Below are 24,837 nucleotides of genomic sequence, written 5' to 3'. Positions count from 1 at the left end.
TGAGTCTACACAACACTGGTTGCTTCGTCGACGCCACTTCCCCCTAGATAGGTGGAATAAAAAACGACTGGGTCAATAACGATCACAGCCGATGGATCGTACGCTCCTTGTTCAATATGAAACCCGATAGTCTCATCGGGGTTCTGCTGAAACTGAGTCGCTATTACCTTCCTCCCTTCCTCTGTCCATTGGTAGCTAACCGGCTTCCCTTCACGCAGAATACCTAGATGTGTATGAACGAACAAGTCTCCGTTCATATCAACGCTTACCGTATCTCCACCCTCATATCGTAAGCAAATATCGTCTATGCATGCTCCCGGATAAACAACGACGTCATACTTTAATTGTTCATCGTTCCCTGAGAAAATGAGATCAATCCCATTCCACACCTCTTTGTACGTAACTTGATGCTCATCGTCCAATTGAATATCTATATCTTGATTCGCGTCTACAAACCGCAGAGCAAGATTCGCCTGCCCATCATCTGCTGGAAACCGAAACTCCACGCGATCACAGTAAAAATAAAATCGACAACCCCCTCCCACTGCACAGTAGCAATACTCTTCGTCCCATTCATCTCTGGACTCAAATACAAGATTGGAGACGTTTCTCACTCCACACTTCCCCCTTATAGTCCCGTGACCCATAGTGTTCCTCACAATAACCATATTCCATGACCTAGGAGAGGGTGTAGGCGATCATTCCCCATAGAGGTTCGCAACACTATGGACTCAGTGTTTTTCGACCACTACGATTATTCGTCAACACTTCATCATTCAAGCTCAATTGAGCAGATACCTAGAGTGAAGCATCTATTCCTTTGATAAAGGGTTTACATAAGATGTAACCGAGATTTAATCTAATGGATGAAATGAGGAAAATTCATCATGGCCATAAAAATAGGATACAAGTGGAGAGTTTATAAACAACTTATGGGGAATAAGAGGTTGTCCTCTGCACTGCCTGAAACCAGACTTTGGACCATTCCAACCATGTGGAGAATGTTAAATAGACACAAATCTATTATTTTGAAACCGTCTGCTGGTACCGGTGGCTATGCGGTCATTCGTCTAACCTTCTTACAAAATGGGAGAGTGGAGGTAAGGTACGCGGGAAAAAGGTACGTAACCCGTCGCAAAAGAAAAGTTAATCAATTAATATGTGCACTTGTCGACTGGGGAGGTTCGGCATACATTGTACAACAATATATCCCCCTGGCAACGATTCATGGCTGCCCGATCGATCATCGAGTGATGCTACAGAGAAAAACGCTGCGTAGTCCTTGGGTGATTACAGGCTACCACTCAAGAAAAGCGGGAAAAGATGAAAAGGTGATTACCAATGTCAAACGTGGCAAGGCGAAGGTACTGCCAGTAGAAACTACCCTAATTCAAGCAGCCGTCAAAGAATCTCCCCAAAAAGTACTACAAAAGATGAAGAGATTAAGTATTCTTATTGCAAAACATACTGCACGATCTCCGCTCTGCAAAGAAATCGGGGTAGATCTGGGCGTAGACAAAAAAGGGAAAGTATGGATTATTGAAACCAACCCTCAGCCCGATGTTCAGCCCTCTATTGGAGGGTTTCGCATGCTCTCAACAAGAACGATGTTTAATAAAATCATTCAATATCGGGGTAGCCGCTATCCCAAAAAGTACAAAAAAGATAATAGAAAAGCGGATAAGTTGCTAGCAAAAATATTTGAAGGATTTAATCCTCTAAATCATTGATATTCTTTATATTCAATAGAACTCAGCCTACAGAGGTAAACAAACGTAAGCCCTCGGGTGACCGAGGGCCCTATAATAGATAACGCGCTATCGTGAAAACTCTCCACCCCCACTAAAACCACGAGGACCTCTTGGGCCTCTCGGTCCACGCCGACCTTCTGGCCCTCTTGGACCTTGCGGCCCGGTTACACCTGTGGCTCCAGTCGGCCCGGTGGCTCCCGTTACTCCCGTTGCCCCAGTAGGTCCCGTTGCTCCCGTTGCCCCAGCAGGCCCCGTTGCTCCCGTTGCTCCTGTGGCTCCCACTGATGTTTGTTGCCCTACTTTCATTACAAAGGCGCTGCCATCTCCAGGAGAGGGGTTGGATCTCTGAAACGCACCGAAAGTAACAGGATAATTAGTTGATTGTGTCTCCCCAGTAACATAAGCACTCCCCTGATTATCCACTGCAACAGCATTGCCTACATCAGTATCACTTCCGCCTAAGTATGAAGAAAAGGAAACCCCTCGACCGGAAAAACTCATTTGTGTGATGAAAGCATCAATATTTCCCCCAAAGCTATCTTGAAAAGCATCTGATGTAAGGGGGAAATTAGTGGAAGTAGTCGCCCCTGTTACCCAAGCGGAACCAAAAGAGTCCACTGCAATGCCCACTGCAAATTGATCGGAATTCCCACCTAAATAGGTAGAGAATATCAATGAACTCCCCATCGAATTTAGCTTCGTTACCAAGGCAGCGGATGAACCAGGTAAAGTGGTTTGAAAAGCAATCTTGGTTATCGGAAAATTGGTGGACCGAGTACTGCCAGTTATATAAGCATTGTTGGCACCATCTAAGTCAATAGCAAATCCACCATCGCCATCACTTCCGCCTAGAAAGGTAGAGTACACCAACGAGGAACCAGCAGGATTAAATTTAGTGATATAAGCATCAAGGGATCCTCCATATACCGTTTGAAAGGCACCAGACGTCACAGGAAAATCAGTAGATCCCGTAATACCTGTCACGTACGCACTTCCAGATGTATCAACCGAAATGCCATTCGAAGCGTCTGGCCCACTCCCCCCCAGAAAGGTAGAATACACCAACATAGAGCCTGCAATGTTTAGTTTTGTGATAAAACCATCAATTATCCCACCAAATACTGCTTGAAAGGCACCTGACGTCACAGGGAAATCAGTAGAGTCAGTCTGACCGGTTATATACGCAAAGTTGCTGTCATCAACATCAACCCCATTGCCCTGATCGCTTCCACTACCACCTAAAAAAGTTGAGTACACCAAAGAAGTCCCTGATGCATTCAATTTTGTGGCAAACACCATGGAATTCCCTGTAAATAATGTTTGAAACGCACCTGACGTAATAGGGAAATTAGTAGAGTCAGTCTCTCCAGTCACATAGGCATTATTTAAAACATCCACCGCAATTCCGTTCCCCATATCATCCTCAGTTCCCCCTAGATAGGTTGAATATAGAAGAGAACTTCCATTTGCGTTAAGTTTACTAACAAAGACATCCTCTCCACCCGCATTCATCGACTGAAACGCACCTGATGTCACTGGAAAATCAGTGGAATCAGTCTCACCGGTGACATATGCATTTCCTATGGAATCGACTGCAATACTAAGAGCTTCATCATCATCAGATCCCCCTATGTAAGTAGAGTAAAAGACAACAGGATCAATGATAAGAACGCTACTCGGATCGAATTCCTGTATCTTAATTTCAAATCCAATCGATCCATCTGAGAGCAGTTGAAAATTCGTGGGAATATCTCTTTTTCCTTCCTTCCTCCATTGAAAGCTAACAGGCTTTCCCTCACGTAAAACACCTTGGTTTGTATAAATTAACAATTCACCTTGTTCGTTAAGTAACACTTCGTTTCCGCCCACATACTTTAAACGAATATCTTCGACCGATGCACCTGGATACACGATGACATCATACTTTAACTGCCCCTCAAAACTAGAAAAGATAAGATCAATACCATCCCATACCTGCTTATAGATGACTTTCTCTTTCCTTTGATCTAACTCCATGTTCACATGTAGATTGGCGTGAACAAATTGAAGGACGAGATTTTCTACCCCTTCAGTAGTAGACAACCAAAATTCTACGCAATCCCTGTAAAAGAGGAATCGACATCCCTCTCCATCTGCACGATAGCAATTCCCATCCCGTATCTCTCCCCTGTTACTCAATACAAAACTAAGCGAACTAGGCACACACTGGTTCACTACACATTCCCCCACCAGATAATTTCCCACGCGGAATTAGATTTCCCTACACATACTGTATGTCGCCATTTATCGGATAGAAGATGTTGATCATGATCTAATGTCCTCAAAATTTTCACCAACAAATATGTTGATTCTCCCTTTAAGTCATAATAGCCAGCTTTGTTCCTACATGAAGAAAGATAGTAAACCACCGACCCAGTATTAGGTGGTGGTTTACTATCATACCAGATGATGATCATCATTCTTCCTAACAGCCGGTAAATTGGCCGATAGTAGTAGATCCGTTTTTTTTGTACATACACAAGGAACTGTTGATCCGTAGCAGGTACCTTGATGCAAAAACGAAATACGCTACTTTGATCATCTGCTATTGTTTTGATAGAACCACTTCCTTGCCCATTTAAACTAAGAGGAGCTCTAAGAAAATCTAATTCTGCACTATTTTCTTCCTTAGTATCTATATTAATTAAGGTTCCAAAGCCAGATAAAATTAAAATATCACTGTTGGTTGCTTGTCCGGATATCTGACGATTATTAGAGCGAAAAACATAATCGGTTCCTCCAATGTTAAAATTGATAAATAACGGACCCCCGACTACCGTTCCTGAAGGAGAGCTATAAAATAGGTCTCCTATAACAGCTATATCAACCGAACTTCCATTACTAACTCCTGAAAACGACGTTGGTGGCGAAAAAAAGCGAGCTCTTTCAGTGACAGACATCATTTCTCTCCTTTCTTCAACTTTATACTTATAGTGGAATAAAATATTTTAATAGGTTCTAAATAAACCAATAGTAGTAGACCCGGCATTTCTGCGCACATGCACAAGGAAATCCTCCACTGTATCCGGTACAGTAATCATAAATCGAAATACACTAACTTCATCTAAAGCAATCGTCCGCATCACACCATTTCCTGCAGAATCTATCAGAAGCGGCGCTCGGAGAAAATCCAGCTCTGCATCATTTTCTTCCCCAGTATCTACGTTAATTAAAGTTCCTGAACCAGATAAGACAAGAATGTCACTGCTGGTTTTCGTACCCGTTAACTCACCATCAGTAGAAAAAAAGCTATAATTGATGCCATTGATGCTAAAAGAAATAACCAATGGTCCACCTGTTGTGAGAGCCGAAGGCGAATTGAAAAATAGATCTCCTACAACGTTTATATCAACCACCGTTCCATCTCGTTCCACACCTGAAAACAATGTTGGTGGTGAAAAAAAGCGAGCTTCTAACTGAGTAGACATCACTTTTACCTCCTTTCTATCTACTCTATTATATGATTTAAAATCGTAATAGTTTCCAATATTAGTTATAGAGTGCGATAGGTCTCATAAGAGATACACTTATAACTGGAGTTGAACAAAAAATCATACAAAAAAGCATCCCTACAGCGGATGCTTTTTTGTATGATAGGTTTTAACCTCCAAACTCTCCTTCTCCACCCATACCACGTGGCCCTCTTGGACCTCTTGGTCCACGTCGTCCTCTCGGTCCACGTGCGCCCTGAGCCCCTGCTGCTCCCGTCACTCCGGTTGCACCCGTTGGCCCTGTAGGTCCTGTTGCGCCTACCGAGGAGAGTGGTCCAACTTTGGTGACAAAAGCGCTATCCACCTCAGGGGATGGGTTCATGGTTTGTATCGCTCCGGAGGTAACAGGAAAATTAAATGATGCAGTTTGCCCCGTAAGGTAGGCAGCCTCTAGCGGACCAACCGCAACACCATTTCCCTCATCTTCAAAGCTGCCTCCTAGGTAAGAAGAGAAGGAAATCCCTTGACCGGAAAAGCTAATTTGCGTAACAAAAGCATCAATAAGTCCTGCTAAGCTGTCTTGAAACGCATCAGAGGTAACGGGAAAGTTCGTCGAATTCGTTTGCCCGGTCACCCAAGCGCCTCCAAAGGAATCGACTCCAATTCCAAACCCTATATCATCTCCCAGTCCGCCGAGAAAAGTGGAGTAGATCAATGCACTCCCTATTGGGTTTAGTTTGGTGACAAACGCATCAGACGCGGTACTTGCTGAAAAGATTGTTTGGAAAGCATTATTGGTTGTGGGAAAATCCGTGGAGAAAGTCCTCCCAGTCACATAGGCATTATTGCCTCCGTCCAAATCAATTGCGTTTCCAGCATCCGTATTAGAGCCTCCCAAATACGTAGAGTAGACCAACGCAGATCCTGTCGTGTTCAGCTTGGTGATGAACGCATCGCCACCTCCACCAAACACCGTTTGAAACGCACCCGTGGTTGTAGGGAAGTTGGTTGAATCTGTTAAGCCTGTCACATAGGCTTGATTACTCTCATTGATCACGATCCCTCGTCCTCTATCATTATCTGTCCCACCCAGAAAAGTAGAGTAGACAAGCGCTGTGCCCGCAGGGTTTAATTTCGTGATAAATGCATCGATTCCTGTACCTGCATTCACTGTCTGAAACGCACCCGTCGTGATGGGGAAATCGGTTGAATTGGTCTCTCCTGCCACATAGGCATTGTTGGTATCATCAACATCTATCCCAAAACCATCATCATCATCCCCGCTTCCCCCTAAGTAAGTCGAATAGAGTAGGGAAGTTCCGGTAGCATTTAATTTTGTCACAAATGCATCTGCTAGCACTGAGGCAACTGTTTGGAAAGCGCCTGATGTTACAGGATAATTTGTTGAAGATGTTTGTCCTGTCACATACGTATTTCCCGTCGCATCTACTGCAATACTTCGCCCTATGTCACCACCCGTCCCTCCAACGAGAGTCGAGTAAACCAAGGAGCTGCCCGCTACATTTAACTTGGAGACGAAAACATCACCGCCGCCCATGTTTATCGTTTGAAAAGCACCTGTAGTCGTCGGGAAATCGGCCGAATCCGTTACCCCCGTCACATAAGCACTTCTGCTTGAATCAACGGTGATGCCATTCCCTATATCCGCTTCTGTTCCTCCTAAATAAGTGGAGTAAAAAACAACAGGATCAATCACAAGAAGCATCGTTGGGTCATACATCTCATTAGCAATAGCAAATCCAATGGAATCGTCTTTGTTTAATTGAAAATGAGTCGGAATGGATACTCTTCCGTTCTTCATCCATTGAAAGCTGACTGGCTTTCCTTCCCGAAGAACGCCATTTTGCATATGAACAAACAAGTCACCCTCTTCACTCAGTGAAACTTCTTCTCCGCCTTCGTACCGTAAACAGATATGTTCCACACATGCTCCTGGATGAACAATTATGTCGTATTTTAGCTGCTCTTGATTCCCTGAAAAGATGAGGTCGATGCCTTCCCATACTTCTTTATAGATGACTTGATGTTCGGTTGAGCTTATCTCCATGCCCGCCTGCGGCTGTACATTTACAAAGTGCAGGGATAAAGTTGCTGTCTCTTCATCAGTTGAGAAGCAAAACTCCACACGATCACGGAAAAAGTAAAACCGGCACCCGTCTCCATCTGCCCAGAAATGGTATACCTCGTCCCTTCGTTTCCCTTCACTTGGTATAAAAACAAGCGGACACAATACGTTTGAATTCATCTATAACTCCCCTTCAAGTGATTCCGTTTAATAACATCCTCACCATAACTATATTCACCAATAGAAAAGGGGTTTGGGCGCAGAGGTACTATACTTAACTTTTGCATCAAAAAAGATTGCCTATAGCCATTTCACTTCTGGTATACAGAATAAACGTTTAGCCACATTGACAAGGGGATTTATTCTATATATTCCTTTGTTAACGTCTTGCCTCATTTAAATAATCCTTCCCGTACGAGCAATCTATTAAATTTAAAGGAAAACAAAAGAAAATATAAGTAGGCGTCATCTATTATTCTTTAATACTATGGTAGTTTCAGCCTTATTTTTCCCCTAACTATTTCTTTATGTAGAAATAATCTTATGCTACTGGTATAATAATCATGGATATAAGTAGATTGTAAGAATTAATACTGTTCACACTATCGATCTGCTTACTATACTAACGAACTATTCAGAATTTAAGGAGGAACTTTATATGATCGCTCGTAAGGTTCGAACTTATGGATTACTATTACCTCTTGTGTTTGCCCTACTTAGTGGCTGTGCTTTAATTGAGTCTCAAGCAGACGAGGGCAAACAAGCCAACGAAGCGGGAGAAGAGGCAACACCAGTGGAAGATGAAGCTGTAGAAGGGGCACAAGAGGCAAAGTCGGTGAAAAATCAAGTATGGTATAAAAAACAGGAGGTTTTAAGCGAAGCCCTCCCTCATATGTCAACAGGGGGAATATGGTATTTCAATGAGTTCGAACACCCTGGGAACTCATCTGAAAAATTTAATTTTGATGAGTACGATATTCTTCACATCCAATTGTCAGATAAAGAGTACTATGGACACATCATCGATCCCCTTGGTATAGAAATAATTAATGACTCTACCGTACGTGTTGTCCTCACTATGAAAGAAGACAGTGGGTTTGTCTTCCAACGTGAAGCTAAAGAAAGTGAGCCTGCTCGAGTCTACATCAAAGTGAAAAAAGGCGCCCTTAAAGGTAAGAAATTCTTAGTAGAGACAGATCAAGGTGAGAAGCTGAGCACGAATTAACCTGAATATATAAATAAGCCCCTCCGATTCTAAATAACGGAGGGGATTTCCCCTATCAAAGCTCCAGATTATATTATTATATATCACTCTCTCCCACCCAATTATCTATGTAGAGGTTCCTTTACTCCCCTTTTCCTATTTTCTTATCTAGCTCTTCTTGCTGCTGCTTCTCTGTCTCTTGAATCTCCTTTAAGCGCTCTTCCTCCTCCATTATCAATAAAGACTCAATCTTGTTGTCACGGTCAATAAAGTACTTGCGTAATAGCTGTTTTCGATTTGATACCTGCTGTAATACCCCTGACTCACTCTGAATTTTCCCCTTGTCCGCTAGGAAAGAAATCGCTTCTTTAAATTGCTGATATTCACTATCTACTAAACCAAGTGCCTTTTTTTTAATTAATTTATCTAACCCTAATTGATTATCTGTATCACCACTATCCACCTGCTTCTCACTCATTTGTCGCCAGTCGCTCCATGCTTTTTTTAAGCGTTCATATTCTTTATCGAAGTAACGCTGCATATCCTCTTCATTGTCTGCCTCGATGTACTTCCCACCACCTGCAAAAGCTACTTCCTTTAGTTGTACTTGTCCTTTGTTATCCATATCTAATCCAATAATATTCACTACAGCTTCAATATTAGATTCATGTAAGGATTTAGCAGCTGCCACTGGGTCTCCATCACAGGTCTCAACGCCATCGCTCACGATATAAACAACATTTTGCGCGTTACCATCGCTAAAGTCACTTTTTGCTGATTGAATCGCTTTCGCTAGGGGAGTCCATCCCACAGGCTTTGCCAAATCTAAAGCTTTGCCAAAAGATTTGCCATCATACTCTTTCATCCCATATACCATTTCGTTACTATTACAGGAGAGGGATTTATCGCTGTCTCTGTTGCTTCCTTTGTGTCCGTAAATCCGTAACCCTACCTCCACTCCTTGCGGTAGAGAAGAGACAAACTTCTCAATCGATGCTTTTGCCATGTCCATCTTGCGTTTGCCATGCACTGTTTGTGCCATACTCCCACTCGTATCTAATAAAATTTCCACTTGCATCTTTTGCGCTACTTTTACTTCGGGATTATTTACTCCACCTGGTTTTGTTATATTGGTGGTTATGGATGGATCAAATTCATCAATCTCTTTATCTATCATAATATAATCTTCCGCCATAAGCGAAACTAACCGACTATACGCTTCTTTAGTTTCTGTTCCTTCTGGAAACTTGAGTAGTTCCTGTTCGATTTTCCCCTGATCAAAATTGCGCCCAACATATTTACCAGGACCCGCTTCGATCATGCTTTTAGCATCGGTTGCCACTTCTATTTCTACACCCATTGATTCAGCACTATCCTTCGTTGTATTTGCCTGTCCACCATTTAGTAACGTCGAGCATCCAGTTAATAGAATAAACATAAAAAAGCAGTAATACCCCTTGCGAATCACTTTTTCACCCTCCTATATTCATGGCTAATAAATTCGAATACAATCCATATTATATTCGTTATTCTTGGTAGTGTCACCCATATTTTCCGCCTAACTATTTCTTTATGTAGAAATAATCTTATGCTACTGGTATCATAATCATATAAACGTGAGGAATAATCTAAGTTTAGATAATTGTCCGCATCCTTGTTCCAAGCGGAACATACCCCGTATTTTAAACCTTACTTCATATTCCTTAGCACTCACTGATGATCATTATTTCATACACCCATTCCAAAAAAATCTCCATTCCCTCGATTGAGAATGGAGATTACTCGTAATTAGTAAAATCAAATTAATCTCTGTTACCGAAAATCCGTAACAGGAAGATAAACATATTGATAAAGTCGAGGTACAGCGCCAGAGCGCCCATGATGGCCGCTTTTGCATGGTTATCTTCATCCATCGAGATCGCTTCCATGCGTTTAATCTTCTGTACATCAAATGCTGTTAAGCCACAAAAGATTAATACGCCTACGTACGATATCACCCAGTACAAAACACCGCTATTCATAAAAATATTGGCGATACTAGCAATAATAAGACCAATCAACGCCATAAACAAAATACTACCTAACTTAGACAAGTCTCGCTTGGTTACATAACCGTATAGCGCCATGGAACCAAACATCCCTGCTGTAATAGCAAAGACGACCCCGATCGAACCAACATTGTAGATACTAAGAAGTGGACTTAAGGTAAAGCCATTAAGTGCCGCATAGAAGAAAAAGAAAAAGCTAGCAGTCGCTACAGACATCTTATGTACGCGCGCCGCCAAGAAGAAGACTAGAATTAACTCGCCAATCAAAAGCCCATAAAAGACCATCATATTTTGTTCAAAGTAGGTAATCATCCCTCCGTCTGCCAGAACAAAGAAGGAGATGATCGCTGTTAGCGCCAAACCTGCAAACATCCAAGCAAAGACACGGGTCATCAACCCAGAGCTAGCTACGTGCTCTGAGCCTACGTAATGTTGATTATCCATGATTCACATTCCTCCACTACTAATCTACCCACTATCATAGTATATTTTGCTACTTTGGTCTATTCTTTGCATTTACTATCGCTTAGGATTTATTTGACACTCCCCATGCATGAATGCAGGGGATTCTTGGGAACTCCCGTCTAGTGACAGGATCGACTCCAAGCTTAGACGGTCTGCCCGACCGCAGTTAATCGCAGTCCTTCTTTCAAGATGTTCAGGGAGGCGTTAATGTCTCGATCATGATGAGCGTGACATTCTGGACATGTCCACTCCCTACTCTTTTTTCAATTGCGTTAATTGACGCGAGCAGGCGGGATAGGAGAGTCCCTTTTCCGTTATTTTATAGGCTTCATTCCACTTTGCTAGAAAGTGATTAAAGACCCCTTTGTCACTATATATATACGGGGTTGGTCGGACTTGTGCAAGAAAGAGATGAACCCTCCCTTGTCCGACACTCGCTTTCATCCCCATAGCTAAAGCCAGAGGTTTTCCCGCTTGCAAAGATATAAACAGAATCTATTTCATTCCCTTGTTTCCACATTTACAATTGTTTGAAAGGAGATATGTTCAGTATGGTCAGCTCCCTGAAGCCTAATATAACGATCAATCGCATTAATGCTCGTAATAACACCCTCATAACTCTCAATTCCATATTTACCTGCACACTGCACCAGTACTGGGATCAGCTCCACCATTGATTTTTCAATCGCAAATCCAATCTCACGGATAGCATCTTCAGATAAATCAGGAGCTTGATACTTCTTCGCTGCTCGGTTTTGTTCGTGCAAATGATCCACATGCTCGGGAAGGATCATACGGTGACCCTCCCACATCTTATTTCCTCGCTCCAATACACGGCTCATCTCCATCACCTCAACATCTATTATACACGAACACAGGTTCTATTAGAACATGAGTTCTCAAATAATATGTGAAGTCTGCCGCTACTATATACATCATGAAAAAAAGCTTGCCGTCTCCTCTAACCCAATCCACCGAGCGAAATATATTTCACCTCTACGTACGACTCAATTCCATGGTGACTACCTTCACGACCATACCCGCTCTCCTTAAAACCACCAAACGGCGCTTGTGCCGCAGACGGAGCCCCATCATTTAGTCCAATCACGCCGTACTGCAAGCCATCTGCCAATTGCATCGCTTCTGCAATATCGTTGCTGTATGCATAAGCTGCCAGGCCAAATGGACTATGATTCGCACGCTTAAGCGCTTCCTCTACAGTCCGGAATGTGGTGATCGGAGCAAGTGGACCAAAAGTTTCCTCTTGCATGCATAACATTTCATCGGTTACACCCGTTAAAACAGCAGGCGTCATAAAATAACCCTGATCTTCCATAATCATTTCCCCACCCATCACCAGGGTAGCTCCCCGCTTTTTGGCGTCATCAATATGCTCCTTCACCTTATTAAGCGCAGCTTTATTGATGAGGGGCCCGATATCAACCCCGTCGTGTAGACCATCACCGACAACCAGAGTAGATACCTTTTCTGTAAAACGCTCAATGAAGCGATCTGCAATTTCCTCATCGATGTACATACGATTACTACAAATACAAGTTTGTCCTGCATTGCGAAATTTAGAGATGATCGCTCCCTCTACCGCACGCTCAAGATCAGCATTTTTCGTCACGATGAAAGGAGCGTGCCCACCCAACTCAAGTGAGAGTCGTTTCATGGTTCCCGCTGCATCCTGCATAAGCTGTTTCCCTACGGGAGTGGAGCCGGTGAAGGTCAGCTTTTTAACGCGTTGGTCTGCTTGCCACGCACCTACGATCGTCTGTGCATCCCCCGTCACCAAATTGATTACCCCTGCGGGCATGCCTGCTTCTTGCGCCAACTCCATCAGGAGAATCGCTGTAAATGGGGTTTCACTCGCTGGTTTTGTCACTACCGTACATCCTGCGGCCAATGCAGGAGCTACTTTCCTTGTAATCATTGCCGCCGGGAAATTCCATGGGGTGATAGCAGCCACCACCCCCACCGGCTCTTTTTTGACAAAGATTCGCTTCGCGGTTGAAGATGCGGGAATGCTTTCTCCATAGAGACGCTTCGCCTCTTCGGCGTACCATAAAATATAATTGTTCGCATAATCAATCTCTCCGCGCGCCTCCTGCAAGGGTTTCCCTTGTTCCATCGTCATCATACGCGCAAGCTGCTCTTTATTTGTCTCAATTAGCTGGTACCAGCGATATAGCAGTTGACTGCGCTCCTCCGCTGTACGCGCCGCCCATGCCGGAAAAGCTTCGTGTGCAGCTGTCACGGCTCGCTCTGCTTCTAGGGTTCCCGCCTGTGGTACATATCCGATCACTTCTTTATTCGCAGGATTAGTTACTGCCATCCTCTCTTCGGTTTTGATCCAATTTCCTTGAATCAAGTTTTCCTTCGTTAACATGGAATACCTCCTCCGCTTTTATCCTCATAAAGTCGTGTTTCTTTCCTCGTTATATCTTCTATTCCCACCAACCCATCCCCTTAAGCATCCTCTTTTTTTGGAAGAAATCAGGGGGAATCGGTGGAATTATTGTAGAAACTATTGATCACAAGGAAATTAAGAATATACGAAAAACGTCGCTCAAAAAAATCATTCATACGGGATCAGATCACGAACCACATAAGTATAAGCAATATCAAAAAGGGGGTATCTACCATGAATCGAACGTTTGCATATACTTCTCTTACAATCGGACTTCTCCTCACCTTTTTTACCCAATGGACATTCAGTTATGAGCGTCCCTTCCTCTATATCATCCCTTGTATCTTCCTTCTCTTAAGTTTTATTTTTAGTGCTTATGATGAGTTTGGGAATATGAAAGAGTGGCTACGACAATTTTTCTAAATGAGAGAATCGGGGCATGCGAACCAAAAAGCTTGTCCCTTCTCCCCATATATTTTCGTCACACCATCAGCTTGAATCCAACTCTTCCTTCTCATTCCATATTCTCTCCTCTCTTCACTACTGCTCTCTCTCAACCTATACTTCTGATCTTCACATCCTAACAAGAAAATCTCAAGATCTACTTAAGGGAGCGCATTTCTTTACTAATGCGCACATAAAGATAGGGGAGGAATAAGAGAAGAAGAGGAGGCCGACAATATGTACTGGCAATACCCACCACACGCGTATTATTCACAGTATCACTACGGTTATCCACCTCAGGTTCAACCGACTCAAGGAGTACCCTACTCTCCATGGAAACATCTCTCCACTCCCCTACCAGATGAGCTCATTTATGAAACCGATGTTACAAAAGCATTGGAGCTACTGATGGAGGGGATTCAGGGAGAACAACAGGATGAAATGTTTTATGATTACCTGCTAACCAAAGCTCCTGACGAAGAAGATCGTACCATTATTACTGGGATTCGTGATGATGAACGTCGTCATCGCAAGATGTTTCGACAAATCTATTACGGTTTAACGATGCAACAACCCGTTCAAAAGGAAACAGAGACACCTTTCCAAGCTCCCCGAAGCTACTTAGATGGACTTAGTCAAGCCATTATGGGGGAGAGTGACGCTGTACGAAAGTACCGCAAACTATATTTCACTGTTCCTGGTGTGGTATATAAAAATATGGTATTCTCTATCCTGACTGATGAGTTGATCCACGGCTCTCGCTATAACTACCTATATGCCAAAAACAAATAACCGGATCTATCCTAGAATGAAGATTTTTTAATTCAGACTAAAAGAAGAGGCGATTTCCCTTCATTGAAGAAGGTCGCCTCTTCTTTTTGATCGAGATTCACTAAGTCTGATCCTTCGATTCCTTCATTCCCTCCATCAATATCTGCACCACCTCAGGACGAGAGAATTGAGAGGGAGGGGCTTTACCCTCCGCTAACATTTCTCGTACTTTCGTGCCTGAGAGTAGCACATGATGCTGTGCACTATGCGGACATGTTTTATAGGAGGCCATCCCTTCACAACGTTTACAATAAAAGCTGTGTTCAAAGCAGAGAGGTGTTATTCCTATTTCGTCAGCAGAAAATTGCGAGAATATTGTCTGTGCATCATACGTGCCATAATAATCCCCTACACCTGCGTGATCCCGACCCACAATAAAGTGGGTACACCCATAGTTTTTACGTGCGAGCGCGTGTAAAATCGCTTCACGTGGGCCAGCGTAACGCATCGCCGCAGGATAAATCCCCAAACATACACGATGATGTGGGTAATAGAGGGAGAGGATCTTCTCGTAGCTACGCATTCTCACTTCGGCAGAAATATCCCCCGCCTTCGTGCTTCCCACCAAAGGATTAAGAAAGAGGCCATCCACCGTCTCTAGTGCTGCTTTTTGGATATATTCATGCGCACGATGAACCGGATTACGTGTTTGAAAGCCTACTATGCGCTTCCACCCTCGCTCTGCAAACAGACGGCGTGTTTGCAGAGGAGTTAAGTGATGCTGAGGAAAGCCTTGTGGGGGACGTTGCAATAACTGAATCGGACCACCTACACACACGGGAGAAGATGAATATAACTTAGCCACCCCCGGGTGTTTCGCATCTTCTGTCTGATAAATTGCCTTTGCTTCCGCTTGTAGACTACGCCGAAACAGACTGGTTATTGCCATGACCGCATAGATAGTGCCACTTGGAGAGGTGAGAGCCAGCCACTCCCCTGTTTGCATCTTCTCCCCTTCACGCTCAGGAACAGGTAAGGTGATCGGGATGCTCCAAACAGTCCCATCAGCCAGGCGCATCTCACGGCAGACTCGCCGATAATCTTCTTCCCCCAAAAAGCCTTGTAGTGGTGAAAAGATACCCGTCGCGATACACTCCAGATCTGAAAGGGACTCCTCTCCAATAATCAGCCGCTTCATACTAGGTGCCTGCTTTAACCACTGTGCACGCAACCTGCCGTCAACCACTTGGTTAACCAATATTCCCCCATGCGGGGATATTCGCTCTTGTACCACCAATCATCCCCCTGTCTAGTACAGCTGACACTTCACTTCGTACAGCAGTAGAGCATCCCTTTACCTCATATGCTTACAACATCATCACGCCTGTCGCCAATAAAATACAAATAATAAACCCTCGCAATAATTTATCCGGGACATGTAGAGTAAGCCGTCCACCTAACAAAATACCTGGGATGGATCCCATTAATAAATAACTGACAAACACCCAATCTACATTCCCAAACGTTGCATGGAGCATCCCTGTAGAAAGTGTAAGAAAAAAAGCATGCACTACATCTGTTCCCACCAACAAAGCCGCAGATAAGCTCGTACGCGACATCAAAAAGAGGATAAAGAGTGAGCCACTCCCCACTGATGTAATCCCGACTAACAACCCTCCGAGAAATCCTACGCGTTTCAGTGAACGATTCTTAACAAGCTTTCCTTCTGCTTTCTCTCTCGTCCACAAGAGGCGCACTAGCATCATAACAGCAAAGAGAATAAAAATGATCCCGAGAAATTTCTTTAATATGAGATCAAACGAAAAGGCGGGCGATTGATGTAAAAAACCGATCAGGATGACTCCGATGATGCCTCCTGGGATACTTCCCAATGCCAACTTTTTTACAACATCCCAATCCACCGTTTTCTGCTTAAAATGTTGTAAAGCACCGGCTGCTTTCGTCACTGCCGCATAGACCAAATCAGTCCCTACAGCCATGGTCGGCGAAAAACCGTATATTAATATGAGTAACGGTGTCATCAAAAGCGCCCCACCCATACCGGTCAAGCCCACCAACAAACCAACTAAAAAACCGGTTATGATAATCCAGAGCGCCATCATTTCTGATCCCTGTTCCGATGGAGTCCACACTCTGTTTTAGCGGATCCCGACCATCTCCCCGCACGTGGATCTTCACCAGGTTTTACAGCACGTGTACACGGAATGCAACCTATACTAGGATAGTCCTGGTCATGTAACGGATTATAAGGCACTTTATTTTTATGAATATAATCCCATACTTCTTCCTTTTTCCAAAAAGCTAATGGATTTAATTTACAAATAGAAAATGTATCGTCCCACTCCACTACTTGTGTATGGGCACGCGTTGGAGATTGCTCCCTCCGTATGCCAGTAATCCATGCTTTATAATGACTAAGCACCTTTTGCAAAGGTTCTACTTTGCGAATATGACAGCACTGATTAGGATCACGCTTCCATAAAGCCGCCCCCTTCTCTTTCTCCTGTTCATCCACGGTCCAACGCGGTACTACTCGAATAAATGTAAGATTGTAGCGGCGTGCTAACTCATCTCTCGTTTTATATGTCTGTGGAAAAAGCAAACCCGTATCCAAGTAAAAAATATCAATATCCGAACGTATTCTAGCTAGTTTATCTATTAAAACAACGTCTTCTGCACCAAAGCTGGATGCTAATGTTATCGAGTCTCCATACTCTTTTATGCTCCATGCTAGGATTTCACTCGGATCTTTAGTACGAAGCTGATGTGCAATCTGATCAAAATCCTTCATGGCATCTGGCTCCTCTATTCGAATTCAAACGAATGCTTCTATATCTTTGATATTCTGCCAACCAGAAAAGTGTCACCGTTATCGCTTGTTTTTTTTGCGAATTGAGGAACTTGCTTATATAATGAAGGCGTGTCTATACAAATTGGGTACAGAGAGGAGCCTCACAATGCATTCATTAACCGTCTATCTAGCGGGACAAATTCATGATGATTGGCGCGAACTCTTTCGGCAACAAACACAAGAAAGAGGCCTTCCTATTCATTTCAAGGGGCCTCAAGAAGACCATGACCTGTCTGACGACATCGGGGAAAAAATCAAAGGAAAACAGCCTACGAAAGAATTCCGCGATCAAGCCGCTTCTGAGATTAATAATCTACGCACACGTGTCTGGTTACAAAAATCAGATGTAGTAGTCGCTTTGTTTGGTGATCAATATCGACAGTGGAATACGGCCATGGATGCAGCATTGGCCCTAGAGGCTGGCAAGCCTCTCATCATCATTCGACCAGAAAATCTGATTCACCCTCTCAAAGAGCTGACACAGCGGGCACAACTCGTCGTAGAAAGCCCACAGCAAGCGATTGATGCCCTAGCATACCTGTTTACGGAATAATCATCCTCTTGAGATTGCAACATATAGGGGACGATCTCGTCCCCTATTCATTTAGCCCTGATGCTGCCGATTCCCAGCCAAATTGGCAGGCTGATTATCAAATACATAGTAATCAATATCAATATTCATAAGCAGAACATCTTTCCCCGATTGTTGATCACGAATCAAAATAAAATCCCGTCCTGCTTCACGCAGTGTTCCTGTAAACACCTTAGAAGGCCACTGTGGATTGTTTTCAAACGTTAAGTAAACCGTAATCAACTTGCCAATGTTCGCTCTCATCACATCTTCTGTGTAGAGTTGCGTCCCCCCTCGTTGGGAGGTTTTTGCTTGAAACATAGCCGTTTGCTCCGGATAGACAGACCCCGGTGGACGCCCATAGGTTGATGCATACGGATTCCAATACATGTTATTCACCTCCTTTTAGCGCGTATATACATTAGGACATTCTTGATAAGTCGGAATAAAAAAACAATGAGATTTGTAGCGTCCACTATTTATCTGCCCATACCACGTAGGAGGGCAATCCCCTGCTGGGCGATAAAACCAAAGAGAAATTTCCGCCGGACGATACTGTAACCCTCTTATCACTTTCTCAGCTAAACGCACATCTCTCTCCCTTGCTTTTTGATAAAAATAGGATTTTTGTACCGCTTCAAACCCACCAGGGCTTTGATACACCATCTGTTCAATCGTACGAATATCATCGAAGTCCAAGCAGTCAGCCAGGACACGGTTCACCCCGACATTACCCACTAGGAGCATTCCCATCTCTCCATCACCCTCGGCCTCTGCTCGCATTAAACGAGCCAACAACCTGGTTTGCTCACTATTCGTCGGAATCACAGCCATGGTCTTTAATCACCTCGCTGGTATCGTATGAGAAAAAAACAAAAAAAAGAACCGGGAACCGGTTCATTCTTTATATTGAATCTCACCACCGATGATGGTCATACGGGTAGCTATTCCTCCCCACTGATCAGGAGGTGTCTCCTTAAGCGAGCGATCATATACGCTTATATCTGCACGCATCCCTCTCTCCAGGGATCCACTTCGTTTCCCTTCGCCTACAGCCAGTGCACTTCCACGGGTATACAAAGAAAGGGCTTCTTCTACTGTAAGACATTCTTGCGGCTGATACCCTTCATGGTTCCTCTCTTCAGGAGGGCGACGCATCACTGCCGCCTGCATCCCTATGAGTGGATGCATGGATTCAATGGGAGCGTCACTTCCTCCCGCTACGGTTAAGCCATGTTTTAACATTGTCTTCCATGCATATGCATAAAGAAGACGCTCTTTACCCAGTCGCTTTTCTACCCAAGGAAAATCACTTAAAACAAATGAAGGTTGAATATCCACCACGAGAGGAAGCTCACGTAGACGACCAAGCAAATCCGGACGGAGTACTTGCCCATGTATTAAACGATCCGGCAAAGGAACATCCGTACGAGACAAAGGGTATTTTTCCACCATCCGAATCACTTGCTCCGCCGCCGCATCTCCAATCGCATGAACGGCAATGGGCAGGTTGGATTGACGGATTTCTTGCATCAAATGTTCCCACTTCTCCTCTGTACGAATCGCCATCCCTACTTTACTAGGGTCATCAGAGTAAGGAGATGATAACCAAGCGGTACGCCCCCCAATTGCCCCATCAGCAAACAGTTTAACAGCACCCAATCGAAAATACTCATCTCCATAGCAAGGGGGAATGCCTTCATCTCGCATCTCTTTCAAGTAAGGATAGTAAACAAGATGGTGAGAACGTAATTTCCAGCCTTCCTCACCCAACTCACGATAGATACGTATCAAATCGGAGAGACTGCCAATCTCTCGCAAATCATCCGTATGCACACCCGTCAAACCATATTGAAGAGCAAGTTTCATGGCACGGCGCACACACTCTTTACGCTCCTCGTAAGATAACTGAGGTTGCGCTCGATAAAAAGGAAGAGACGCATTTTCATACACCCAACCATCAAAGCGCCCAGCGATGTCTCGCCCCCACGACCCCTCCTCAGGGTCAGGGGTACCTTCACGGATGCCAGCACGTCGAAATGCTTCCGTGTTGGCTAAAGAGATATGGTAACATGAGCGAAGCAAAAACAGCGGGTGAGCTGGGGCAACCTCGTCCAGTTCTTGCAGTGAAGGAGGCTTACCTTCCAAAAGACGGTTTTCATCCCATTGGATGGCAATCACCCATTCCCCACGATCTGTCTGCTCCACCCTTCTCTTAAGCAAATACAGCATTTCTTCCTTCGTGCGTGCTCCCGATAAATCAAGAAAGGACATCTTTTTTCCTTGAGCTGCTAGATGCATATGGCTATCCATCAAACCGGGGTAAAAAAACCCTCCCTCTAGATCTACACGTGCTACATCAGCACGTCCGTGTTGAAGCAACATGTCAGCACTCGATCCTCGATCACGTATTGTTCCCTCTTCCACATAAAGTGCTTCTAGTGGTGTCTGACCTTCTTTCTCCCCCGAAAAGACTCCATCGTAAAATATCTTTTTCATCTTCCTGCCTCCAACAGACAAACGGCCTCTACATGTGCCGTCTGTGGGAATAAATCAACTGGGATTACCTGTTTGACTCGATACCCAGCTCGGACCAATTCTGCACAGTCTTTTGCCAATGTTGAGGGATTACATGAAACATAGATAAGACGAGGGATTGGTGACTGCACTAGTGCTGTTCGTAATGGCTCACCCAGCCCCGTTCGCGGCGGATCAACAACGATTACGTCTGGCTGCAACCCCGCTTTCATCCACTTCGGAATTAATTTTTCTGCTGCTCCCACATGGTACTCTACGTTGGTGATGCCATTATGCTGTGCATTTTCATTCGCATCGACAATCGCTTCTTTCGTCGTATCCATCCCTATGACACGCTCAGCCGAAGCGGCTAACCATAATCCAATCGTTCCTGCACCACAATAGGCGTCAATTACCGTCTCCGCGCCTTGCAGATTGGCCACCCTCTCTACCTGCCTGTAAAGCTGTACCGTCTGTTGAGGATTAAGCTGAAAAAAGGATAAGGCAGATAGGCGGAAAGTAAGATCCCCTAACTTCTCTTCAATTTTCTCTTTACCCCAGAGCACACGGCTTTCTGTCCCAAAAATGCGTGATGTTTTGATCGGATTCACATTAAGCACTACACTAGTGATAGCGGGAAATTGTGTAATCAGGCGTGAGATAAACGCTTGCTGCTGAGGAAAATCTGAGGTTCGACTCACTACGACTACTTGTAATTCTCCCGTCGTAAATCCCACGCGCGCCACCAGATGACGAATGGCACCTTTATGTTTTTTTTCGTGATAGATAGGTACACCTAAGCTCTCCAGTTCTCTGCGCGCCAACTCTAACACCTTGTTCACCTGTTCGTGTTGGACACCGCAATCCCCAATCTCTACCAACCGATGAGACTGGGCGGAGTACATTCCCATCGCTACCCGATCTCCCACTTTTTGTAGTGGCAACTGTGCTTTGTTTCGATATGCCCAGGGGGCGTTCATACCTACTGTTTCTTCAAGGGGAAGATTTCGTATACGTGTATAGCGACTAAATGCTTCCTTCACTAATTCTCGCTTCTCAACTAGTTGTTTCTCATAACTCATATGCTGTAACTGACAACCACCACACTCGTCATAGACAGGACAAGGGGGATTGATGCGCGCTGGAGATCGCTTGATGATCTTCAGTAGCGAAGCACGTACAAACTGGCGCTTCACTTCTTGTACACGGGCAAGTACATGTTCACCCGGGATCGCTCCTTCTACAAAAACAACTTGTCGTTGATAAAAGCCTACGCCTTCGCCATTAATCCCCATTCTCTTAATGGGCAGTCGTATCACTTGTTGCGGCTTGAGCTGAATATGCGTTCCCTCATGTGCCATAATATAAAATCCTTTCTTCTCTACCATATGCCCACCTATATGAAAGTGAGCCTTTTTCTTTCCTTTCTTATGTTCACATTGTACACAATCCCTTTGCAAAAAGAAAAAACCTCCCCTTATTTTCAGAAGAGGTTTACCTATTCGTACGTACTAAACGACTTCGGTTTTTAATACACCTAGCTTTTCTATCTCCAGTTCAACAATATCACCTGGGGAAATCCATGGATGAACTTCTGTTCCTAACTCAAGAATACAGCCTGTTCCTACTGTCCCTGAACCGATTAAATCACCTGGTATCAATTCACAATCGATTGAAGCGCGTTCAATCATTTGAGCAAAAGACCAGTATAAGTCTTTAACATTCCCTCTGGATAAAGTAGACCCGTTAATCCGTGCCTCCATCTGCAAATTCCAGTGCTCACCGCTTCGTTTTTCTTCCACTTCATCTAATGTTACTAAATAGGGTCCAATGGAAGTTGCAAAATCCTTTCCCTTAGCGGGCCCTAATCCTACTTTCATCTCTTGCCGTTGCACATCCCTTGCACTCCAATCATTTACAATACAAAATCCCGCTATATATGAGTGCGCATCGGTACGCTTAATATTCTTCCCGCGCTTCCCGATCACACAACCAATCTCCAACTCATAATCGAGTGCTTTTGTGCCCTGGGGATAGGGAAGGGGCTGATATGGACCCAGAATAGAACGATGATTTGAAAAATAAAAGACAGGAATTTGGTACCATTCGGCAATCATCTCTAACTCTCGCTTCGCCCTCGATGTTTTCACATGTTGCTCAAAGGCATAAAAATCACGAAATCCAGCCGGGTTGGGCAAAGGAGCACTAAGCTCCACCTCGTCTAGTGAGAGAGCAATCGGCTCCCCTTCCACAGTTAACTCACGAACGTCAAAACCCTGGGTTGCTTCATACACCCGCTCTAACTCCACTCTACCTCGTTCTTCTAACTGCAGTAAAGGAATCATTTCCGACGGTAAAGTTAAGGTTAATGGCAGCCCTTGTGCAAAGGTGGCCCACTCTTGCGCAAAGCTTATATCTACCACATAGTCTGCTTCAATCCATCCTACTCTCCCACAAACAGGTTCTGCTTGAATCATCAGATCCTGCTCCTTCATCTCATAGGTGACTAACTTCATATAACGTCCTCCTATCTGCTCTATCGTTAAGATATGCGTCCTGCTCTTGTTTTTGCACGTGACAAGGTTAGATGGACGATTTGTTTGGCAGCATCATCAGATTGTAGTCGTTGGAGGCGATAATGAATCGACATCAAGGCCTCGGGTTGCTGCAAATACCGTAATACTTGTTCACGCACACGGGCTTGTGAAGTGATCTCTGCCACTCCTTGTTGTACAAGGTAACGCTGGTTCGCCTCTTCTTGTCCTGGAAGTGGTTCGTACAACAGCATTGGTAGACGTTTTGCTATCGCTTCTGACACAGTAATACCACCCGGTTTGGTAATAAGTAGATCAGCTGCCTCCATCCATAAATCCATATCTTTCCGGTATGCTTCCACTCGGATAGGGAGATGAGCATATTCTTTAGATAATCGTTCATGCAACGCTTGATTTTGTCCCGTCATCACCACTAATTGCATAGTAGGTAGGTCTTTAAGCTCATTTACTAATTCCATCATTGGCCCCATCCCCATCCCTCCACCCATGACTAAAACCACCGGCTGTGCGGTGGATAGATGTAATTGGGAGCGTACTTCGGTTGGGCAAGCGGATTGGATAAAATTACGGTGGACAGGAATCCCTGTTTCCACCATTTTACAACCATAGTGCCACTGTATCTTTTCACGCAACCGCTCATCTAGCGAAATTCCCTTGGGAGTACATAAATAGTCTGGAGCTTGTGCCATCCATAGGGGATGCAAATCGTAATCGGTAAGCACTCCCACTGTATAATAATATTTATTCCACTTGCTCGGTAACATCGCAAGCGCAAAGGGATGTGTGGTCACGATTCGAGTAGGCCGAATCGACTGATGCAACTGCTTCATCTTAGGTCGCAACATCCATCCCACTTTATCAATAAATTCAGCTGACACATATCGAAATACGCGCGACTGTTGAGTCCAGTCATATAGTGTGTGGTAGAAATTAGGGAATTTCTTCAACATATGATGGTACCCTGATTGTAAAAAAGGATGAAAGGAGCTAGGAGTAAACTCCAACAGGTCTACCACTTCGGCAGTGACATCAGGCACACTTTCAAATTCAGTTTGTAGCGCCTTTGCGGCCGCGTTATGTCCAGTGCCAAAGCCCATTGATAGTATAATGACGCGCTCCATTTCAACCTTCCTCCTCGTGAAGTACTTCTGAACTCATTATGACAGATTTCACAGTGAATAGTGAGTAGCCCTATATTATCTTAAAAGAACATTTATACAAAATTCAAATCGATACCGAAAACCAGCAAAGCATTTGCTTCATACATTTCATTGTTATCCTGTAACGAGTTTAATTACGCTGATGTCTCCATTGATTTAATCCACGCTGAACCAATTCTTTAACCATCGCCCCACCGATCTGTCCGCCTACTTTACCTGTTTGTTTAGCCTTCAGCTCTCCATTATATCCTACTTGCATAGGTACGTGTAATTCTTTTGCGATCTCCAATTTCATCTGTTCCGGACTTACATGTCCTCTACCCAGCTGTTTTTGCATGATTTCTGTTTTTAATTGCTCCATTCCTGCTTCCGCCGCAGGAACTAATAGAGATCTGCGTTTTCTTTTACGAGTCACTGTACTTATTCCCTCCTTTATTCTTAGGATGACATAGAAGGGGCAATCCCATCACTACAATCATTAGTTTATTTGCACCTAATGTGGTTTAAGTC

Annotated in this window: 25 protein-coding genes and 1 pseudogene; 5 read left to right on the top strand and 21 right to left on the bottom strand. The window is 44.1% G+C overall.

Annotation, left to right across the window (positions count from 1 at the left end; translation table 11 throughout):
- Window positions 1-5 precede the first annotated feature (5 nt).
- Window positions 6-614 (bottom strand): DUF7948 domain-containing protein, encoded by a 609-nt coding sequence (locus tag NXZ84_RS00470; RefSeq protein ID WP_258838341.1) that lies wholly within the window; start codon window positions 612-614, stop codon window positions 6-8.
- A 273-nt stretch (window positions 615-887) separates the two neighbouring features.
- On the opposite strand from NXZ84_RS00470, the gene NXZ84_RS00465 reads away from it, so the two are divergent.
- Window positions 888-1,730 carry a YheC/YheD family protein gene (locus NXZ84_RS00465; RefSeq protein WP_258838340.1) on the top strand — a complete coding sequence of 281 codons (843 nt, stop codon included), beginning with the start codon at window positions 888-890 and terminating at the stop codon, window positions 1,728-1,730.
- Window positions 1,731-1,817: 87 nt separating this feature from the next.
- Here the strand turns inward: NXZ84_RS00465 and NXZ84_RS00460 are convergent, their stop codons facing one another.
- From NXZ84_RS00460 to NXZ84_RS15065, 4 genes are all read right to left on the bottom strand, one after another.
- Window positions 1,818-3,965: an SBBP repeat-containing protein gene (locus NXZ84_RS00460; protein ID WP_258838339.1), complete on the bottom strand. Its 2,148-nt coding sequence runs from the start codon at window positions 3,963-3,965 to the stop codon at window positions 1,818-1,820.
- Window positions 3,965-4,690: a hypothetical protein gene (locus NXZ84_RS00455; RefSeq protein ID WP_258838338.1), complete on the bottom strand. Its 726-nt coding sequence runs from the start codon at window positions 4,688-4,690 to the stop codon at window positions 3,965-3,967. Before NXZ84_RS00455 ends, NXZ84_RS00460 begins: the two co-directional genes overlap by 1 nt.
- Window positions 4,691-4,738: 48 nt before the next feature.
- A complete protein-coding gene (locus NXZ84_RS00450; protein WP_258838337.1) occupies window positions 4,739-5,218 on the bottom strand; it encodes a hypothetical protein in 480 nt (159 codons plus the stop codon).
- 172 nt (window positions 5,219-5,390) lie between these two features.
- On the bottom strand, window positions 5,391-7,487 hold the full coding sequence (locus tag NXZ84_RS15065) for an SBBP repeat-containing protein (RefSeq protein ID WP_309495418.1): 2,097 nt from the start codon (window positions 7,485-7,487) through the stop codon (window positions 5,391-5,393).
- A 478-nt stretch (window positions 7,488-7,965) separates the two neighbouring features.
- On the opposite strand from NXZ84_RS15065, the gene NXZ84_RS00435 reads away from it, so the two are divergent.
- Window positions 7,966-8,532, top strand: coding sequence for a hypothetical protein (locus NXZ84_RS00435; protein ID WP_258838336.1), 567 nt, complete (start codon window positions 7,966-7,968; stop codon window positions 8,530-8,532).
- Window positions 8,533-8,653: 121 nt separating this feature from the next.
- Here NXZ84_RS00435 and NXZ84_RS00430 read toward each other — a convergent pair whose 3' ends face one another.
- From NXZ84_RS00430 to NXZ84_RS00405, 6 genes and pseudogenes are all read right to left on the bottom strand, one after another.
- The gene (locus NXZ84_RS00430) at window positions 8,654-9,979 is read right to left on the bottom strand and encodes a VWA domain-containing protein (RefSeq protein WP_258838335.1); all 1,326 of its coding nucleotides are present in this window, start codon (window positions 9,977-9,979) and stop codon (window positions 8,654-8,656) included.
- Between the two features lie 334 nt (window positions 9,980-10,313).
- Complete coding sequence (locus NXZ84_RS00425) at window positions 10,314-11,003, bottom strand: Bax inhibitor-1/YccA family protein (protein WP_258838334.1); 690 nt, start codon at window positions 11,001-11,003, stop codon at window positions 10,314-10,316.
- Between the two features lie 164 nt (window positions 11,004-11,167).
- A pseudogene (locus NXZ84_RS15150) lies at window positions 11,168-11,251 on the bottom strand (hypothetical protein); the annotation flags it as partial.
- Between the two features lie 25 nt (window positions 11,252-11,276).
- On the bottom strand, window positions 11,277-11,504 hold the full coding sequence (locus NXZ84_RS00415) for a hypothetical protein (RefSeq protein WP_258840402.1): 228 nt from the start codon (window positions 11,502-11,504) through the stop codon (window positions 11,277-11,279).
- 20 nt (window positions 11,505-11,524) lie between these two features.
- The gene (locus tag NXZ84_RS00410; protein WP_258838333.1) at window positions 11,525-11,866 is read right to left on the bottom strand and encodes a YolD-like family protein; all 342 of its coding nucleotides are present in this window, start codon (window positions 11,864-11,866) and stop codon (window positions 11,525-11,527) included.
- A 119-nt stretch (window positions 11,867-11,985) separates the two neighbouring features.
- Window positions 11,986-13,416: an NAD-dependent succinate-semialdehyde dehydrogenase gene (locus NXZ84_RS00405; RefSeq protein WP_258838332.1), complete on the bottom strand. Its 1,431-nt coding sequence runs from the start codon at window positions 13,414-13,416 to the stop codon at window positions 11,986-11,988.
- 255 nt (window positions 13,417-13,671) lie between these two features.
- On the opposite strand from NXZ84_RS00405, the gene NXZ84_RS00400 reads away from it, so the two are divergent.
- Both NXZ84_RS00400 and NXZ84_RS00395 read left to right on the top strand, forming a co-directional pair.
- Window positions 13,672-13,860 carry a hypothetical protein gene (locus NXZ84_RS00400; RefSeq protein WP_258838331.1) on the top strand — a complete coding sequence of 63 codons (189 nt, stop codon included), beginning with the start codon at window positions 13,672-13,674 and terminating at the stop codon, window positions 13,858-13,860.
- Window positions 13,861-14,118: 258 nt separating this feature from the next.
- Entirely contained in the window at window positions 14,119-14,673 is a 555-nt protein-coding gene (locus NXZ84_RS00395; RefSeq protein WP_258838330.1) for a ferritin-like domain-containing protein, read from the top strand.
- Between the two features lie 100 nt (window positions 14,674-14,773).
- Here the strand turns inward: NXZ84_RS00395 and sat are convergent, their stop codons facing one another.
- The 3 genes from sat to NXZ84_RS00380 all read right to left on the bottom strand — a co-directional run bounded on the left by sat (window position 14,774) and on the right by NXZ84_RS00380 (window position 17,464).
- Entirely contained in the window at window positions 14,774-15,946 is a 1,173-nt protein-coding gene (sat, locus tag NXZ84_RS00390) for a sulfate adenylyltransferase (protein WP_258838329.1), read from the bottom strand.
- Between the two features lie 73 nt (window positions 15,947-16,019).
- Window positions 16,020-16,805 carry a sulfite exporter TauE/SafE family protein gene (locus NXZ84_RS00385; protein ID WP_258838328.1) on the bottom strand — a complete coding sequence of 262 codons (786 nt, stop codon included), beginning with the start codon at window positions 16,803-16,805 and terminating at the stop codon, window positions 16,020-16,022.
- The gene (locus NXZ84_RS00380) at window positions 16,772-17,464 is read right to left on the bottom strand and encodes a phosphoadenylyl-sulfate reductase (RefSeq protein ID WP_258838327.1); all 693 of its coding nucleotides are present in this window, start codon (window positions 17,462-17,464) and stop codon (window positions 16,772-16,774) included. Before NXZ84_RS00380 ends, NXZ84_RS00385 begins: the two co-directional genes overlap by 34 nt.
- Before the next feature lie 166 nt (window positions 17,465-17,630).
- On the opposite strand from NXZ84_RS00380, the gene NXZ84_RS00375 reads away from it, so the two are divergent.
- On the top strand, window positions 17,631-18,077 hold the full coding sequence (locus NXZ84_RS00375; protein WP_258838326.1) for a YtoQ family protein: 447 nt from the start codon (window positions 17,631-17,633) through the stop codon (window positions 18,075-18,077).
- 51 nt (window positions 18,078-18,128) lie between these two features.
- On the opposite strand, the gene NXZ84_RS00370 is transcribed toward NXZ84_RS00375, so the two are convergent.
- The 7 genes from NXZ84_RS00370 to NXZ84_RS00340 form a co-directional block, all read right to left on the bottom strand.
- The gene (locus NXZ84_RS00370; protein WP_258838325.1) at window positions 18,129-18,485 is read right to left on the bottom strand and encodes a spore coat protein GerQ; all 357 of its coding nucleotides are present in this window, start codon (window positions 18,483-18,485) and stop codon (window positions 18,129-18,131) included.
- A gap of 15 nt (window positions 18,486-18,500) precedes the next feature.
- A complete protein-coding gene (locus NXZ84_RS00365) occupies window positions 18,501-18,929 on the bottom strand; it encodes a cell wall hydrolase (protein WP_258838324.1) in 429 nt (142 codons plus the stop codon).
- Between the two features lie 63 nt (window positions 18,930-18,992).
- On the bottom strand, window positions 18,993-20,594 hold the full coding sequence (locus NXZ84_RS00360) for an amidohydrolase (RefSeq protein WP_258838323.1): 1,602 nt from the start codon (window positions 20,592-20,594) through the stop codon (window positions 18,993-18,995).
- The gene (rlmD, locus tag NXZ84_RS00355; RefSeq protein ID WP_258838322.1) at window positions 20,591-22,072 is read right to left on the bottom strand and encodes a 23S rRNA (uracil(1939)-C(5))-methyltransferase RlmD; all 1,482 of its coding nucleotides are present in this window, start codon (window positions 22,070-22,072) and stop codon (window positions 20,591-20,593) included. Before rlmD ends, NXZ84_RS00360 begins: the two co-directional genes overlap by 4 nt.
- 51 nt (window positions 22,073-22,123) lie before the next feature.
- The gene (locus NXZ84_RS00350) at window positions 22,124-23,128 is read right to left on the bottom strand and encodes a fumarylacetoacetate hydrolase family protein (protein WP_258838321.1); all 1,005 of its coding nucleotides are present in this window, start codon (window positions 23,126-23,128) and stop codon (window positions 22,124-22,126) included.
- A 26-nt stretch (window positions 23,129-23,154) separates the two neighbouring features.
- Window positions 23,155-24,288, bottom strand: coding sequence for an MGDG synthase family glycosyltransferase (locus NXZ84_RS00345; RefSeq protein WP_258838320.1), 1,134 nt, complete (start codon window positions 24,286-24,288; stop codon window positions 23,155-23,157).
- Window positions 24,289-24,457: 169 nt separating this feature from the next.
- Window positions 24,458-24,742: an alpha/beta-type small acid-soluble spore protein gene (locus NXZ84_RS00340; protein WP_258838319.1), complete on the bottom strand. Its 285-nt coding sequence runs from the start codon at window positions 24,740-24,742 to the stop codon at window positions 24,458-24,460.
- Between the last annotated feature and the right edge of the window lie 95 nt (window positions 24,743-24,837).

Source organism: Mechercharimyces sp. CAU 1602 (assembly GCF_024753565.1).
Lineage (GTDB): Bacteria > Bacillota > Bacilli > Thermoactinomycetales > JANTPT01 > Mechercharimyces.
Note: the sequence above shows the minus strand (reverse complement) of the source record. Positions and strands in the feature narration are given on the sequence as shown.

Excerpts from the sequence above, each read along its gene's own strand:
- NXZ84_RS00465 (WP_258838340.1), top strand. The coding sequence starts at position 888 with ATGGCCATAAAAATAGGATACAAGTGGAGAGTTTATAAACAACTTATG.
- NXZ84_RS00455 (WP_258838338.1), bottom strand. The coding sequence starts at position 4,690 with ATGTCTGTCACTGAAAGAGCTCGCTTTTTTTCGCCACCAACGTCGTTT.
- NXZ84_RS00450 (WP_258838337.1), bottom strand. The coding sequence starts at position 5,218 with ATGTCTACTCAGTTAGAAGCTCGCTTTTTTTCACCACCAACATTGTTT.
- NXZ84_RS15065 (WP_309495418.1), bottom strand. The coding sequence starts at position 7,487 with ATGAATTCAAACGTATTGTGTCCGCTTGTTTTTATACCAAGTGAAGGG.
- NXZ84_RS00435 (WP_258838336.1), top strand. The coding sequence starts at position 7,966 with ATGATCGCTCGTAAGGTTCGAACTTATGGATTACTATTACCTCTTGTG.
- NXZ84_RS00425 (WP_258838334.1), bottom strand. The coding sequence starts at position 11,003 with ATGGATAATCAACATTACGTAGGCTCAGAGCACGTAGCTAGCTCTGGG.
- NXZ84_RS00410 (WP_258838333.1), bottom strand. The coding sequence starts at position 11,866 with ATGAGCCGTGTATTGGAGCGAGGAAATAAGATGTGGGAGGGTCACCGT.
- NXZ84_RS00405 (WP_258838332.1), bottom strand. The coding sequence starts at position 13,416 with ATGTTAACGAAGGAAAACTTGATTCAAGGAAATTGGATCAAAACCGAA.
- NXZ84_RS00400 (WP_258838331.1), top strand. The coding sequence starts at position 13,672 with ATGAATCGAACGTTTGCATATACTTCTCTTACAATCGGACTTCTCCTC.
- NXZ84_RS00395 (WP_258838330.1), top strand. The coding sequence starts at position 14,119 with ATGTACTGGCAATACCCACCACACGCGTATTATTCACAGTATCACTAC.
- NXZ84_RS00380 (WP_258838327.1), bottom strand. The coding sequence starts at position 17,464 with ATGAAGGATTTTGATCAGATTGCACATCAGCTTCGTACTAAAGATCCG.
- NXZ84_RS00375 (WP_258838326.1), top strand. The coding sequence starts at position 17,631 with ATGCATTCATTAACCGTCTATCTAGCGGGACAAATTCATGATGATTGG.
- NXZ84_RS00370 (WP_258838325.1), bottom strand. The coding sequence starts at position 18,485 with ATGTATTGGAATCCGTATGCATCAACCTATGGGCGTCCACCGGGGTCT.
- NXZ84_RS00365 (WP_258838324.1), bottom strand. The coding sequence starts at position 18,929 with ATGGCTGTGATTCCGACGAATAGTGAGCAAACCAGGTTGTTGGCTCGT.
- NXZ84_RS00360 (WP_258838323.1), bottom strand. The coding sequence starts at position 20,594 with ATGAAAAAGATATTTTACGATGGAGTCTTTTCGGGGGAGAAAGAAGGT.
- NXZ84_RS00350 (WP_258838321.1), bottom strand. The coding sequence starts at position 23,128 with ATGAAGTTAGTCACCTATGAGATGAAGGAGCAGGATCTGATGATTCAA.
- NXZ84_RS00345 (WP_258838320.1), bottom strand. The coding sequence starts at position 24,288 with ATGGAGCGCGTCATTATACTATCAATGGGCTTTGGCACTGGACATAAC.